Source organism: Leifsonia sp. GW821-FHT13C05 (assembly GCF_058806515.1).
In genome coordinates, this window is record NZ_JBXAPT010000003.1 from 318,809 (window position 1) to 333,474 (window position 14,666).

Consider the following 14,666-nt stretch of genomic DNA (forward strand, 5'->3'; position numbering starts at 1 on the left):
TAACCTCCCCGAAACCGCCGCGCGCGTAGGCTTGTGCCGTGCTTGAAGAGGAATACCAGCCGCGCAGGGAGCTGCCGCGTCACCTGAGGAAGTCGGAACCGGCCGAGGCGCCGTTCGACTACACGATCCGGGATGCGGTCCCCGCCGACCTGCCGTGGGTCCGCGAGATCTACAACCACTACGTCGCCAACAGCACGGTCACCTTCGACGAGGACGCGATGACGCTGCGCGAGTGGAAGAGCAAGTACGCCTACCTGCACAAACTGAACATGCCGTTCATCGTCGCCGTCTCGCCGAGCGGCCAGATCCTCGGCTACGCGCTCGTCTCGCCGTGGAAGCAGAAGCGCGCATACCGGTTCACGGTGGAGAACTCGATCTACCTGGGCGCCGCATCCACCGGCAAGGGCCTCGGCCCCGTGCTGATGCAGGAACTCATCGACCGCTCCAAGGCGGCGGGCCTCAAAGAGATGATCGCCGTGATCGCCGACAAGGGCGCAGAGGCGTCGATCAAGATGCACGAGAACTTCGGCTTCACCGAGATCGGCCGGATGGGCAGGGTCGGCTACAAGTTCGACCGCTGGCTCGGCACCGTGCTGATGCAGCGCTCCCTCAAATAACGGTTCGGCATCGCGACGACCAGGATGCGGCCGGTCGCAGTACGCTGACGGCGGGCGCTGAAATGCGCACATACTCTGGGGGGAATATATGAAGCGTTCAGCCGTATCCGTTCTCGGCGCCGTCGCCGTCGCGGTGGTCCTCACACTCTCGGGATGCGCGCAGGGAGCGCCGGCCGCACCGGTCGCCACCACCGCGAAACCGACGCCCACGCCCACGCCCACCGCGACGCAGGCAGCGGCACCGACGGTCCGCGTGGCGACCACCTGCGACGCCCTCGCGACGCAGGCACTCGTCGACCAGGCGGGCGGCGCGCACCTCGTGACGTCGACACCCGAGCGCACCGCGACCCCGACCGGATACGCGGACGAGCGGATGGGGGTGCTTACCTGCCAATGGTCGACCACCGACCCGGCCAGCCCGACGGCACCCGCCGTGTGGATCGCCGTCGTCCCCGGCGCATCCAGGGCCGGATTCGAGGCGTACCGGACGGGAGAGGCGGTCGCGTCGCAGGACACGCCGTCGCCCGTCGGACCGGACGCGTACACGTACTGCTTCGGCACCCCCGTGACCCAGTGCGGCTTCCACGCCTTGCTGCCCGGCTACGGGATCGTCGGCACGGTGTTCGGCAGCGAAGCGTCGCCGGATGCGGCCACCTCGGCGGTCGCCGCACTGCTCGCGCAGAGCTACGGCGTGGTGTCGGCTCTCGATGCCCCTGCTCCGGTCTGGCAGCCCGCTGCGCCTGCGCTCACAGGGGCGACCACCTGCGACGGCCTCGCCACGACAGCCCAGCTCACGCAGACCATCGGCTTCGGCCCGTCCCGCGAGGTGAAGTCGGACGACGGCGAGTACTCGAACTCGAAACTCGATGTCGGCCACCAGGTCGGCGCGTACTGGTGCGTCTGGGTGGAAGACGACGGCACGGCCAGCGTCTCCGTCGGCGTGCTTCCGGGAGGAGCCACGTATCTGGAGCACCTGCGCGGCAGCGACGCGGTCGAGCAGCCGGGCGTCGGCCAGGCCGCATACTGGGCGCCGAACGGCTACCTCAACATCGTGGTGGACTCCGGCTGGCTGCAGGTGCACGCGGTGCCGGACGGGAAGGACATCTCGCACGAGCAGCTGGTGGCCCTCGCGAAGCAGGTCATCGCCAACCTCGGCACGACGTGACACGCGGGCGGCCGCCCAGCGCTCGGGCGGCCGCTCCCGTGACTAAGGTGTCGAAGGTGACCACCGTGACTCCGGACAACGGCCGCGTCGCCTCCGCCGCTCCCGCGACGCCCGCGAACCTGCCGCTGCGCAAACGCCCCGTCGACATCTTCTTCATCGTGATGTTCTCGCTATTCATCGTGACCTGCATCATCAGCGACGCCATCCCGACGCTCGGCATCCCGCAGACCTCGACCACCACGAACCTGTTCGCGCAGTGGAACTACACGTACTCCTCGCAGTACGACCCGCTCTACCAGAACCCGCCGATCTGGCTGCGCTTCATCACCGGCACCTCGGCGTTCATCTACCTGCCGTTCTACGTGCTGCTCGTCATCTGCCTGTCCAAGGGATACAACTGGATCCAGCTGTACGCGGTGATCTACGCGACCATGATCATCAGCCTCACGGGCATCCCGATCTTCGGCGTCGAGTTCTTCGGCGACGCGGCGCAGCGCACCCCGCAGCCGTTCATCTTCCTGCTCTACAACGGGCCGTACGTGCTCGTGCCGTTGCTGCTGCTGATCCGGATGCGGAAACCGCTGCCGTTCACGCGGAAGTTCTAGCCCCGCCCAGCTCCAGCAGGCCCACCCCGCCGATCACGAGCACGATGCCCGCGAGCTGCACCCAGGTGAGGCTCTCTTTGAAGAAGATCCACGAGATGAGCACGATCGCGACAACGCCGATCGCCGACCAGATCGCATAGGCGATGCCGAGCGGCACGCCGCGGCCGAGTGACAGCGAGAGGGCGAAGAACGACGCCATGTAGCCGACCACCACGATGACGTACGCCCACCACCGGGGGTTGTCTCCCGAGGTGAACTTCAGGAAAGTGGTGGCTATGACCTCGGTCGCGATGGCGATGCCGAGGTAGAGGTAACCGAGCACAGCTGGTCGCTCCCGTCAGCCGGCGGGGCGCCGGGCAGTACACACGCTAGCGGGAGGACGACACGATGGACCAGGGCGAGAAGCGCGCGAGGGTGAGGCAGCTGAGGATCGTCGTCGAGGCGGAGGACTACGACGAGGCTCTGGCGTTCTTCCGGGATGCGCTCGGGCTCGAGGAGCAGGAGTCGTACGCGGGCGACGGGGGAGCGCTGGTGTCGATCCTGGATGCCGGGCGAGCGACCTTGGAGATCGCGAACCCGGCGCAGAAGGCCATGATCGACCAGGTGGAGGTGGGCAGGCCCGTCGCCCCGCGCATCCGGCTGGCGTTCGAGGTGGAGGACAGCGAGGCCGTCACCTCCGACCTGGTGGATGCGGGGGCCGAGCTGATTGCGCCGCCCACCCGCACCCCGTGGAACTCCCTGAACGCACGGCTCGCGGCCCCCGCCGGGCTGCAGCTCACCGTGTTCCAGGAACTCGGCGAGCAACCCTGACAGGGGCCGCGATGCGACTGGGGCCGCGAATGGATGCCCGGCTCAGTTCTTCGGCGTCGCCCTGCTGATCACGAAGTAGCCGGCGACCGCCGCCACCGCCGTGGGGAGGAGCAGCCAGGCCGCGACACCGGTCGGGCCCATCGTGGCGAACCAGTCGCCGACCGCCGGCCAGCTCGACGTGAAGGTGATCAGCGCGATCGCACCCACGATGATCAGGGCGAGGATCGCTCCGGCCACGAGCACACCGTTCATCCGCCAGCGCATGTAGAGGGTTCCGCTGATCGAGCCGGTGAAGAAGAAGAACGACATCAGCGCGAACACGATGAACAGGCGCGAGAAGAACCCGCCATCGCCGAAGTAGATCGACGTGTACAGGTGGCCTCCGAGACCCCAGCCCCCTGTCGCCTCCTCGATCGCGGACAGCACGGTGAAGCCGATCGAGTATCCGGCGGCGAGCAGGAGGAACGTGAGGGCTGCTCCCAGGTAGAAGTCGCGCCGCGTGACGCTGTATCCGAGCGCGAACGGGAAGGTCATCGAGATCACCTGGATACCGATCACCAGCATGTAGACGAAGATGTACGACGCCCCGCCGCTCCACTGCGTCCCCTCGAACGCGTGCGCCCGGTCCGCCGGGGCGGTGGCCAGCCAGATGATCCACCAGATCAGATAGTTGATCAGCCAGATGAACGCCATGATCATCATGGGCACCCAGATGGTCGACCACTTGTTGACCAGGTTGAGCCTCACCACCCTCCAGATGCGGTGGGCGGACGCGGGCGTTGTGCGGAGGTTCACCGACTCCGGTGTGACGGCGGTCATGCGCTCTGCTCGAATTCTGTCGCTCGGACGTTGGTCTTGCGGACGATGAGTTGCTGGAGGGAGACGGGGCTGAGTTCCAGCCCTGCGGTGGCCGCCTGGGCGCGGTCGGCCGGCGTGAGGTCGGCGACGGTGACGGACGCGAGCCCGCCGATGCCGTCGCGGTGGATCACGTCGCGCCCGGCGACGAACTGGTCGACGGCGCTGCGCTGGCCGACCACGGTGGTGGCCGATCCGCGCATCTCCTCCGCATCCTGATCGATCAGGATGCGCCCCTGGTCGATCACGATGACGTGCTCGAGCAGGTTGGCGACCTCGTCGATGAGGTGCGTCGACAGGATGATCGTGCGGGGATGCTCCGCGTAGTCCTCGAGGAGGCGGTCGTAGAAGATCTGCCTGGCCACCGCATCCAGTCCGAGGTACGGCTCGTCGAAGAACGTGAGCGGGGCACGGGATGCGAGCCCGACGATCACGCCGACGGCGGAGAGCTGACCGCGGGACAGCTTCTTGATGCGGCGGTTCACCGGCAGGCGGAAGTCGGCGATCAGCTGTTCGGCGAGCTCCGCATCCCAGTTCTCGAAGAACCAGGGGGCGCTGCGGAAGACGTGCTTCGGCTGGAAGTCGTCCGGATACCGCTGGCTCTCCTTGATGAAGCAGAGGTTCTGCAGCACCCGGGCGTTCTCGACCGGGCTCTCCCCGAACACCCTGACCTCGCCCGCCGAGGCGAAGACCTGGCCGGTGAGCAGCTGCATGATGGTGGTCTTGCCCGCGCCGTTGCGGCCGAGGAGCCCGTAGATCTTGTTGGGCTTGACGGTGAAGCTGACGTCGTCGATGGCGGTGAACGATCCGAACCGCTTGGTGAGGCCGTCGACGTGCACGGCCGGCGCGATCGAGGTGGGTGTCGCTGTGGCACTCATGCGCTGATTCCTTCCGTGGTGATCATCTCGGTGAGTTGCTGGGGTCCGATCCCGAGCTTCGCCGCCTCGGCGAGCAGGGGGCGGAGGTATTCGTCGCGGAACGCGTCGCGCCGCTTGGCGATGAGGCGCTCGCGGGCGCCTTCGGCAACGAACATGCCGATTCCTCTCTTCTTGTAGAGAATCCCGTCGTCCACCAGGATGTTGACGCCTTTGCCTGCTGTTGCGGGATTGATGCGGTAGAAGGCCGCGAACTCGTTGGTCGACGGCACCTGGGTCTCCGGGGGGTATACGCCGTCGATGATGTCGTTCTCGATCTGTTCGGCGATCTGAACGAAGATCGGCTTTCCCTCTTCGATCATCGGTACCTCCGGCTCTGCACCCTCATGTGTTAGTTACTGATGTAACTAACCAACCAGGCTTGGCCACCGGTGTCAAGAGATTTCTTCGTGCGGATCGGGGATAGCCTCGGAGCATGGCCGAACTCCACGAGCTCACCGCCCTCGCCCTCTGGCAGGAACTGCAGACCGGCCGGGTCTCACCCCGAGAACTCGCCGCCCACTACCTCGACCGCATCGAGAGGCTCAACCCGCAACTCGGCGCGTTCGTCACCGTCACCCGCGATCTCGCCCTGCAGCGCGCAGATCACGTCGCCGACGCGGTGCCGAAGACCGCCCCGCTCTGGGGTCTCCCCTCCGGAGACAAAGACCTGTGGATGCGCGCGGGCGTCCGCACCGGCTTCGGCTCCCGCCTGATGGCCGACTTCGTGCCGGACGCCTCCGACGAGATCGTCGAGACCCTGGATGCGGCGGGCGCCGTCAGCCTCGGAAAGACCAACGCCCCGGAGTTCGGGCTCCCTGCATACACCGAGTCGCTCGCGGCGCCTCCCGCCCGCAACCCGTGGGACCTGTCACTCGGCTCCGGCGGGTCGAGCGGGGGAGCGGCGGTGGCCGTGGCCAGCGGGATGCTCCCCTTCGCGCCCGGCTCGGACGGGGGAGGCTCCGTGCGCATCCCCGCTGCGGCGTGCGGCCTGGTCGGGCTGAAGCCGAGCCGGGGCCTCGTGCCGGCAGGCAGCGGCATCGACTCGCTCGCCGGCCTCGTGGTGGACGGACCGCTCGCGCGCACCACGGCGGACGCCGCCCTCCTGCTCGACGGGATGATCGCGCGCCGCGACGGCCGCATCGACCACCACTACACGCTCCGCGCCCCGTACGACGACGACGACCCCTTCCTCGGCACCGCCGTCCGCGGAGAGGGCCGCTTCCAGCTCGGCGTGATGACGACCTCCGCCTGGGACGACGCGTACGACATCGTGATCGCCCCGGAGGCGCTGGCTGCGCTGGACGCGGCCGTGCAGGCGTTCAGCGACCTAGGGCACGGCATGGAGGAGACGGCGCTGGTCTCCGACCCGACGTACGCGCCCGCGTTCCGCACGATCTGGCAGGCGGGTGCTGCGCGCATCCCGGCGGAGGGCGACGCGGAGAACCTGCTCGAACCGCTCACCGCCTGGCTGCTGCGCCGGGGCAGGGCGCTCAGCGCCAGGGAGCTGAGCGAGGCCCTGTCGGCGCTCACGGCATACGAGCGCTCCCTCATCCGGCAACTGTCGAGCTTCGACGCCGTGCTCACCCCCGCGATGGCGATGACCCCGCGCCCGGTCGGCTGGTACGACCAGGAGGACGGAGAACGCAACTTCGAGCAGCAAGTGCAGTACACGCCGTTCACGTCGATGCTCAACGTGTCCGGCCTCCCGGCCATCGTGCTTCCGATCGCCCAGACCGACGACGGCCTGCCGATGGGCGTGCAGCTGATCGGGAGGCCGGGAGGGGAGCGCACGCTGCTGTCCTTGGCCGCCCAGCTCGAACGGAAGGTGCGCTGGCAGCTCCGCTACCCGCCGCTCTGGTGACCGTCCCCTCATGAGCGCCTGCGTCTGTGGAACGTAAAATGCCTGCCGGTCCCGACGCTCGCTAACCACTGCGACGAAACGTCCAGTATTTTTATATTAATTCGAGATTAGAAATCTTGGATGTTATGCTTGCTCACTCGATGCTGGCATGAGACCCGATTCGCTCTGCCGCGTTTTGCCGTGGCGCGGCTCGAGTGTGCGCGTGTATCCAGCATCGGCGCACTGTTTCACTCGACTCGCAAGGAACTCATAACACATGGATCTCGTTCACAAAGCCGTCTTCGACGGTGACCCTGGTGCCTCGAAACGCCGTCGGCGACAGCGACGCTGGGCGGCGACGCTCGCTGCGATCGCGATCGCCGCTGCCGGGCTGGTGTCAACTCCCGCAGTCGCGTCGACGTCGGCCCCGGAAAACGTGGGTGGTATCGCCGGTGCCGGATTCTCATCGGATGGCGTTGCCTACGACGGCTCCGGCCAGACCGTCGTCGTCATCGACGGGGCATTCCATCCGGAGCATCCGATGCTGAAGGACCGCGTCGTCGAAGAGGCGTGCTTCGGCAGCTACGCAGTGCCGTCGGACTTCACCGACAGTCTCTGCTCCCCGGATGCGGTCAAGCAGCCCGGCACCAATATCGTTTTCGAATCGGGAGCCGGTTCGTCCACATACAACGCGGCGTGCTTCGAGAAGGTGCCAGAGGACAACAACGTCGAACACGTGTGCCACGAGAGCCATGGGACCAAAGTCGCCGGGCTCGTTGCAGGAACCCCGTGGACGATCGACCTTGGCGGCCAGGAAGGAGTTGCGACGCTTTCAGGGGTCGCTCCGGGCGCAGATCTCGTCCTGATCAAGGTCGGTGTGCAAGGGGCCTGGAATCTTGACGCCCTCGGTGCGGCTCTTCAGTACGTTCAGGACGATCTGCGACCGAAGTACAAGGACAAGGGGAAACCGATTGCGGCGATCAATATCTCCGCGTCATTCGCGTGGAAGGACGCGAATAAGAACCTGCACGAGTTCGTCCACGACAGCGACGAGAGACCGGAGCCCTACTTTCCCGTGATGGCGGACCTCAAGCGGGATGGCGTCGCTGTTGTCGTCGCAGCCGGTAACACAGAGGCAGCAGACGGCGTCGGCCTGCTGGCCGCATCGGAGGCGGCTATTGCCGTGGGAAGCACCAATGTCAACGACATGTCTACGCTGACGGTCGGCGAGAACACGGGGACGAATGCGTCGACGCGGGTGGCGCTGTTGGCCCCCGTGGGCGACGGAACCGTCGGAAATAGGCTGTGGACTTCTCATGCGAACTTCCCACGGGACGCGGCGCCGTCGAGCCGGGCGATTTGGGCTCTGGGAACCTCGTTTGCCGCCCCGCAGGTGGCGGGTGCTTTCGCGGTGCTCCGCCAGCGCTTCGGCTACGAGAACGTCAGCGTCGACAAGCTCACGAAGCTCCTTCAGGAGACGGGCGTCGGCGTGCAGGACACGCGCGAGGGCAGGCGGGGCGTGGTGAGCCAGCGCATGTCGCTCGTCGACGCTGCCAACGTGCGGGACGAGAGCCGAAGCGTTTGGGACTTCACCGGCGACGGATCGGCGGACATCCCGGTGATCGGAAAGGATCGCACCACGGTGTCCCTCCACTCCGTCGGTGACACCGGCCTGATCGATCCCACCAACGGGGTCGCCATCGGCAAGGTCGGCGCATTGGCGGCTGCCGTGTACGACTACAGGGTGCGGGGAACCAACGGACTGCTCGCGAGCAAGGGCGACGATCTCTACTACTACGAGTACGTGCGCGAGAAGGAGGCGCTGGACGATGGCACTCTCGTAGCGCCCGGCGTCGCAAACGACATCTCCGGTATCGCATACACACGTCACCAGACGAAGGAGACAGTGGGTACTGGGACTGCGATCATCATTCAGAAGACGAACGGCCAGATCGTGGCACACGAGAAAGACCCGTATACGGTCGCGCTGGGTGCTGAACGCGAAGTCATGCCCGCGGGGACGACGGTGAAGCTGGTCGGAGTCGCCGACGTGAGTGGCGACACGATCCCGGATCTGGTTGTTCGCCAGCCTGACAGCGGTGCCGTTCAGTCGTACCGCGGACTGGAAGCTGGATCGACCATCGCATTCGCGTCGACCCCCGACAATCTGGCCACGGCGGCGGGAGTCGACGACGTGTTCGTTCTGGACGACTGGGTGAATCACGAGGCTAGGTACGGCTATCGCGACGCGTCATACCTCCTCAATGTGAGCCCGGTGAAGAACGGCAAGCCCAGCAAGGCTGTCTCGTCCGGCCGGTGGGTTGCACCCATCCACGTGATCCCGGCTCCCCGGAACCTCAAACTCGACTCGGGGCCGAATGTCTGGGACGCTACGGGCGATGGATTTGCGGATGTTCCGGTGATCGACACCGAGAAGAAGACGCTCTCCTATCACTCGGTCACGATCAACGGAGTGATCGACACCAGACCGAACCTCACGATCGCTGAAGACTGGACGAGTCCGATCGCGACCCCGACGTATGGACTTTCGGATGCCTTCAACGGGGTGCTCTGGATCAAAGGCGACAACCTGGTTTACAGCACCTATCAGTCAGGCAGTAAGACGCTGGCGGCTCCGATGAGTGTTCTGAACGGGGTCGGCAAAGACATTGCCAGCGTTGCGTATACCGGAAATCTGCCGAGTGGCTATGCGGGCGGCGGCTTCCGCGGCAGCGGAGTCGTCATTCAGAAGAACAACGGACAGATCAGCATCCACCGCCAGAAGGCCAATAGCATCTATCTCGGCACAGAGACTGTGCTCGTGCCTGCAGGCACAGGGGTGAAACTCCTGGGGATCGCCGACGTGAACGGCGACAATGTGCCCGACCTGATCGTCGGTGATGCGACAACGAAGAAGCCTGTGGCCTATCTCGGGGTGTACAACGAGTCTGTTCCAGAATTCGCCGCGGAAGCTGTCTCGATGGCCCCGGCCGATCGGTGGGGAGCGAACTGGACGAAGGTGAAAACCTTCGCGATCGAGGGGCTAGTGAACAACGAGACCCGTATTGGATATCACACAACTCCGTGGTCTACGGAGCTGTGGCTCGCATCCACCGTCGGTGACGGCTCACTCGGCGCGACGAAGTCCTCGGGAACGTGGCCGGAGGCTCAGCGCCTCGGGATGGTGCCGCGGGGGTGACGGATGCGGCATGAAGACACTCGAGAAGCACACCCGGCGACGGGCTCGTCGCCCGATGGCGGGCGCCCCGGCATCATGGTCTGCACGGCGGGCTTCGCTGCGACGGACATCGCTGACCCAGCGGCCGCTCGCGCGGCGAAACCCGCCGCGCGGGCGTGTCGAGTTCGCTGTGCACGGTGGCACTGGTCTCGCACGCTCGGGCCTATGAGGTTCGCGCTGCGCTGACCTTGGCAGGGGCGCGGGACGATGCGGTGAACACTACGTTCTTCGTCACCGCGAGCTGAGCGCTTGGCTGCCGTCGCGTCGGAGCGCGATGGCAGCCGGCTCCGCTACCCGCCGCTCTGGTGACCGGCGTACGATAACCGGCGTGAGCGCGGACCACCCGTTCGATGCAGCGCTCGGCGAAGCGTCGCAGCTCGCCGGGCGATGGCTCGACGGCGTCCGCGAGGGCAGCATCCCGGCGACCGCGAGCATCGAGCAGGTCAAGGATGCGCTCGGCAGGAGCCTCCCCGACCGCGGGGGGCCAGTCACCGCTGTGCTGCGCCGGATGGGCGACGCCATCGAGCCCGGGCTGCTCAGGATGCACTCCCCGCGGTTCCACGGCTGGGTGATCGGGGGAGCGGAGCCGGTGGCGCTCGCCGCGGACTGGCTGGTCTCCGCGTGGGACCAGAACGCCACCCTGCGCACGGTGACGCCCGGCGTCGTCGCTGCGGAGGAGCTGGCCGGCGAGTGGATCGTCGATCTGCTCGGGCTGCCGTCGACCGCGGAGGCCGGGTTCGTCACAGGCGCGACGATGGCGAACTTCGTCGGTCTCGTCACCGGCAGGGACCAGGTGCTGCGTGACGCCGGCTGGGACGTCGCCTCCGACGGTCTGTCCGGCGGTCCCCGCGTGCGCTTCATCGCGGGCGCGGAATGCCACGGCTCCCTCGAGGAGGCCGGACGGTTCGCCGGGCTGGGGAGGCCGCAGCTCGTCGACGCCGACGACGAGGGCCGGATGCGCGTGGACGCACTGCGCGAGATGCTCGCGAGCGGCACGAGCTCTGGCACCGGCCCCGCCATCGTCTGCCTGCAGGCGGGCAATGTGCACTCCGGAGCGTTCGACCCCATTGCCGACGCCATCGAGATCGCGCACGTGGCGGGAGCCTGGGTGCACATCGACGGCGCGTTCGGGCTGTGGGCGGCTGCATCGCCGCGCCTGAGGCACCTGACCGCCGGGATGGCGGCGGCCGACTCCTGGGCGACGGATGCGCACAAGACCCTCAACGTGCCGTACGACTGCGGCATCGCCATCGTGGCGAGACCGGAGGCGCTGCACGCGTCGTTCGCGCAGCAGGCCGCCTACCTGCCGGCGTCGGTGGACGGCTCCGACCCGAACGACAGGGTGCCGGAGCTCTCCAGGAGGGCGCGCGGCGTTCCCGCGTACGCGGTGCTCGCGCAACTGGGCCGCGACGGCGTCGCCGAGCTCGTGGAGCGGCTGGCGGATGCGGCGGCCGAACTGCGGGAGCGGCTGTCCGCGCTGCCGGGGGTGCGCATCCTGAACGACGTGGTGTTCACCCAGGTCTGTGCGACCTTCGGCAGCGACGAGCGCACGCGGGCGGTGACCGACGCGCTGAACGGTGCGGGGGTCGCCTTCGGCTCACCGTCGCGCTGGCGCGGGCAGGCCGTGCTGCGTTTCTCGGTGAGCAACTTCCAGACCGACCGCGCCGAGGCGGCGCGGACGGCCGCTGCCGTCGCGGACGCGCTCGCGAGAGTGCCGGCCGACGCGAGCTAGACGCGAGCTAGTTGACCGGGCCGGTGTACTTCTCGCCCGGCCCCTTGCCCAATTCGTCCGGGATGGGGGAGGCCTCGCGGAACGCGAGCTGCAGGGAGCGCAGGCCGTCGCGGAGGCTGCGGGCGTGCTGGTCGCCGAGGTGCGCCGCGCTCGCGGTGACCAGGCCGGCGAGGGCGTCGATGAGCTTGCGGGCCTCGTCGAGGTCGGTCTGCGCATCCGGGTCGTCTGCCAGACCGCACTTGACCGCCGCGGCGCTCATCAGGTGCACGGCGGTGGTCGTGATGACCTCCACGGCGGGCACTTCGGAGATGTCGCGGGTGGCCGCGCTGACGTCATCGGTGTCGTCGAAGACGTGGGGTGTGTCGCTCACTGCTTTCCTCTGTTAGAATCGTTCGGGCTCCGGGACATCTGTCTCGGTACGAAAGTGGAGATTCCTCCCACCCGCGCTTGACCGCTTTATTAGGTTACCGGGTTGTTGCACTCCGCCAACGCGCGCAAGCGCGGGGGTAGTCAGGGTGCTGTACCAGGCCTGCGAGAAATCGCGGGAATGCGTTGGTGCGTGGAAAATCCTCTTTCGCCGGTGTCGTCACCCGACGAGATCGCGGCCGCGAAGTATCGCTTGATCAGAGGAGAAAAGCATCAGCGATCCCCGTACCAATGACCGTATCCGCGTCCCCGAAGTTCGACTTGTCGGCCCCAGCGGTGAGCAGGTCGGCGTCGTCAAAATCGAGGTCGCCCTCCGACTCGCGCAGGAAGCAGACCTGGATCTGGTTGAGGTTGCTCCCAACTCCAAGCCGCCTGTCGCGAAGATCATGGACTACGGCAAGTTCAAGTACGAGGCTGCGCAGAAGGCCAAGGAGGCCCGGCGCAACCAGGCGAACACCATCCTCAAAGAGGTGCGTTTCCGCCTCAAGATCGACAAGCACGACTACGAGACGAAGCGCAAGCGCGCCGAAGGCTTCCTGAAGGCCGGCGACAAGGTGAAGGCGATGATCCTGTTCCGGGGTCGCGAGCAGTCGCGCCCAGACCAGGGTGTTCGTCTTCTCCAGCGTTTCGCAGAAGATGTGGCCGAGTTCGGCTCGGTCGAATCCAACCCGACCATCGACGGTCGAAACATGGTCATGGTCATCGGCCCTCTGAAGAACAAGTCAGAGGCCAAGGCCGAGGCCAACGCACAACGTGCCGCCACGAAAGCGCGGGCCCAGGGCCGCGACACCGAGGCGGTTGCTGACGCAGACGACTCTGCTCAGTCCGAAGAGAGTTCGCCCGCCGAGGCGACGAACGAGGAGAAATAATGCCCAAGCAGAAGACCCACTCCGGGGCCAAGAAGCGTTTCAAGATCACCGGAAGCGGCAAGGTCATGAAGCAGCAGGCCGGGATGCGCCACAACCTGGAGGTCAAGTCCAGCGACCGCAAGCGTCGCCTCAACCAGGAGCAGGTCGTTCCCGAGGTGGATGCCAAGGTCATCCGCCGCATGCTCGGCAAGTAACCCCACCCGACTTTTTAAGGAAGTAAAGAAGACATGGCAAGAGTAAAAAGGGCGGTCAACGCTCACAAGAAGCGTCGGGTCATCCTCGAGCGTGCCGAGGGCTACCGCGGACAGCGTTCGCGCCTCTACCGCAAGGCCAAGGAGCAGGTCACTCACTCGCTGGTCTACAGCTACCGTGACCGCCGTGCGCGCAAGGGCGACTTCCGCCGCCTGTGGATCCAGCGCATCAACGCCGCGAGCCGCGCGAACGGTCTCACGTACAACCGTCTGATCCAGGGCCTGGGTCTCGCGGGTGTCGAGGTCGACCGTCGCATCCTCGCCGAGCTGGCCGTCAACGAGCCCGCCACCTTCGCGGCTCTCGTGCAGACCGCCAAGAAGGCTCTCCCCGCCGACACCTCGGCGCCGAAGGCTGCTGCGTAACTCGCACCCACCACGTCAGAACCCGGTCGACCATCGTGTCGGCCGGGTTCTCTCGTTGTGCGGGCGCATCCCTCTAAGCTGGGGACATGCTTGACAACCCGCGCTCACCGCGCGTTCGGGCCGTCGCCAAACTAGCGAAGCGTGCCGCCAGGGCTGAGACCGGCCTGTTCCTCCTCGAAGGGCCGCAGGCCGTCGCCGAGGCTCTGTCGTTCCGTCCGGAGCTCGTGGTCGAGCTGTACGCGACGCCGACGGCGCTCGAACGGTACAGCGACATCGGCCAGACCGCCGTGGACGCGGGTGTCGACGTCGAGTTCGTCACCGAACAGGTGCTGGATGCGATGGCCGACACGGTCACCCCGCAGGGCTTCGTGGCGGTGTGCCGCCAGTTCCCCACCTCGGTGAAGGACATCTTCCGGGACGAGCCGCGCCTGGTCGCGGTCCTGGAGGAAGTCCGCGACCCCGGCAACGCCGGCACGATCATCCGCGCCGCCGACTCCGCCGGAGCAGACGCTGTCGTGCTCACCGGCCGCACCGTCGACCTCTACAACCCGAAGGTGGTCCGCTCGACCACCGGCTCGCTCTTCCACGTCCCCGTCGCCGTCGGCGCCACTCTGGACGATGTGGTTCAGCGCGCCCACAGCGCCGGACTGCAGGTGCTCGCCGCCGACATCAAGGGCGAAGACCTTCTCGCCGCGCGCACGGACGGGCAGCTCGCCCGCCCGACTGCGTGGGTGTTCGGCAACGAGGCGCACGGCCTCGCCGACGAGCTGCTTCCCCTGGTCGACCGCGTCGTCACCGTGCCGATCTACGGCAAGGCGGAGTCGATGAACCTGGCGACCGCCGCGAGCGTGTGCCTCTACGAGTCCGCGTTCGCGCAGCGCTCGGCCGCTGTGACGGACTGAGCGTCGTCCCGGCCAGGGACGCACGAACGCCCTGCGTGGATATCCACGCAGGGCGTTCGTGCGTCAGTGCGTCAGT

The 14,666-nt window shown here is 66.9% G+C and carries 16 protein-coding genes; 11 read left to right on the forward strand and 5 right to left on the reverse strand.

Annotated elements, in window-relative coordinates:
- Positions 1-38: 38 nt before the first annotated feature.
- The 3 genes from AC1ROC_RS11865 to AC1ROC_RS11875 all read left to right on the forward strand — a co-directional run bounded on the left by AC1ROC_RS11865 (position 39) and on the right by AC1ROC_RS11875 (position 2,387).
- Positions 39-617 (forward strand): GNAT family N-acetyltransferase, encoded by a 579-nt coding sequence (locus tag AC1ROC_RS11865; protein WP_085369987.1) that lies wholly within the window; start codon positions 39-41, stop codon positions 615-617.
- 88 nt (positions 618-705) lie between these two features.
- Positions 706-1,782 (forward strand): hypothetical protein, encoded by a 1,077-nt coding sequence (locus AC1ROC_RS11870; RefSeq protein ID WP_493000324.1) that lies wholly within the window; start codon positions 706-708, stop codon positions 1,780-1,782.
- A 56-nt stretch (positions 1,783-1,838) separates the two neighbouring features.
- Positions 1,839-2,387, forward strand: a complete 549-nt coding sequence (locus AC1ROC_RS11875) for a DUF2781 domain-containing protein (protein ID WP_085369989.1) — start codon at positions 1,839-1,841, stop codon at positions 2,385-2,387.
- Here AC1ROC_RS11875 and AC1ROC_RS11880 read toward each other — a convergent pair.
- Positions 2,371-2,709 carry a DMT family transporter gene (locus AC1ROC_RS11880; RefSeq protein ID WP_493000326.1) on the reverse strand — a complete coding sequence of 113 codons (339 nt, stop codon included), beginning with the start codon at positions 2,707-2,709 and terminating at the stop codon, positions 2,371-2,373. The genes AC1ROC_RS11875 and AC1ROC_RS11880 overlap by 17 nt on opposite strands.
- Positions 2,710-2,774: 65 nt before the next feature.
- On the opposite strand from AC1ROC_RS11880, the gene AC1ROC_RS11885 reads away from it, so the two are divergent.
- Positions 2,775-3,197, forward strand: a complete 423-nt coding sequence (locus AC1ROC_RS11885) for a VOC family protein (protein ID WP_493000328.1) — start codon at positions 2,775-2,777, stop codon at positions 3,195-3,197.
- A 42-nt stretch (positions 3,198-3,239) separates the two neighbouring features.
- On the opposite strand, the gene AC1ROC_RS11890 is transcribed toward AC1ROC_RS11885, so the two are convergent.
- The 3 genes from AC1ROC_RS11890 to AC1ROC_RS11900 are packed head-to-tail and all read right to left on the reverse strand — an operon-like array spanning position 3,240 to position 5,289.
- A complete protein-coding gene (locus AC1ROC_RS11890; protein WP_493000330.1) occupies positions 3,240-4,016 on the reverse strand; it encodes a hypothetical protein in 777 nt (258 codons plus the stop codon).
- Positions 4,013-4,930 carry an ABC transporter ATP-binding protein gene (locus AC1ROC_RS11895; protein ID WP_493000332.1) on the reverse strand — a complete coding sequence of 306 codons (918 nt, stop codon included), beginning with the start codon at positions 4,928-4,930 and terminating at the stop codon, positions 4,013-4,015. Before AC1ROC_RS11895 ends, AC1ROC_RS11890 begins: the two co-directional genes overlap by 4 nt.
- Positions 4,927-5,289, reverse strand: a complete 363-nt coding sequence (locus tag AC1ROC_RS11900) for a GntR family transcriptional regulator (RefSeq protein ID WP_085369994.1) — start codon at positions 5,287-5,289, stop codon at positions 4,927-4,929. The genes AC1ROC_RS11895 and AC1ROC_RS11900 overlap by 4 nt, the downstream gene beginning before the upstream one ends.
- Before the next feature lie 113 nt (positions 5,290-5,402).
- On the opposite strand from AC1ROC_RS11900, the gene AC1ROC_RS11905 reads away from it, so the two are divergent.
- From AC1ROC_RS11905 to AC1ROC_RS11915, 3 genes are all read left to right on the forward strand, one after another.
- Positions 5,403-6,830, forward strand: coding sequence for an amidase (locus AC1ROC_RS11905; RefSeq protein WP_493000334.1), 1,428 nt, complete (start codon positions 5,403-5,405; stop codon positions 6,828-6,830).
- 256 nt (positions 6,831-7,086) lie between these two features.
- Positions 7,087-10,008, forward strand: a complete 2,922-nt coding sequence (locus AC1ROC_RS11910) for a S8 family serine peptidase (RefSeq protein WP_493000336.1) — start codon at positions 7,087-7,089, stop codon at positions 10,006-10,008.
- A gap of 367 nt (positions 10,009-10,375) precedes the next feature.
- On the forward strand, positions 10,376-11,779 hold the full coding sequence (locus AC1ROC_RS11915; protein ID WP_493000338.1) for a pyridoxal phosphate-dependent decarboxylase family protein: 1,404 nt from the start codon (positions 10,376-10,378) through the stop codon (positions 11,777-11,779).
- A 7-nt stretch (positions 11,780-11,786) separates the two neighbouring features.
- On the opposite strand, the gene AC1ROC_RS11920 is transcribed toward AC1ROC_RS11915, so the two are convergent.
- Positions 11,787-12,149, reverse strand: coding sequence for a DUF1844 domain-containing protein (locus tag AC1ROC_RS11920; protein ID WP_085369998.1), 363 nt, complete (start codon positions 12,147-12,149; stop codon positions 11,787-11,789).
- Positions 12,150-12,417: 268 nt separating this feature from the next.
- Between AC1ROC_RS11920 and infC the strand changes: the two genes are divergently transcribed.
- The 4 genes from infC (at position 12,418) to AC1ROC_RS11940 (ending at position 14,590) form a co-directional block, all read left to right on the forward strand.
- The gene (gene infC, locus AC1ROC_RS11925) at positions 12,418-13,074 is read left to right on the forward strand and encodes a translation initiation factor IF-3 (protein ID WP_085369999.1); all 657 of its coding nucleotides are present in this window, start codon (positions 12,418-12,420) and stop codon (positions 13,072-13,074) included.
- Positions 13,074-13,268 (forward strand): 50S ribosomal protein L35, encoded by a 195-nt coding sequence (gene rpmI, locus AC1ROC_RS11930; protein ID WP_055891076.1) that lies wholly within the window; start codon positions 13,074-13,076, stop codon positions 13,266-13,268. Before infC ends, rpmI begins: the two co-directional genes overlap by 1 nt.
- A 33-nt stretch (positions 13,269-13,301) precedes the next feature.
- Positions 13,302-13,688: a 50S ribosomal protein L20 gene (gene rplT / locus AC1ROC_RS11935; protein WP_055891081.1), complete on the forward strand. Its 387-nt coding sequence runs from the start codon at positions 13,302-13,304 to the stop codon at positions 13,686-13,688.
- Positions 13,689-13,774: 86 nt separating this feature from the next.
- Positions 13,775-14,590 (forward strand): TrmH family RNA methyltransferase, encoded by an 816-nt coding sequence (locus AC1ROC_RS11940; RefSeq protein ID WP_168688930.1) that lies wholly within the window; start codon positions 13,775-13,777, stop codon positions 14,588-14,590.
- Positions 14,591-14,666 lie beyond the last annotated feature (76 nt).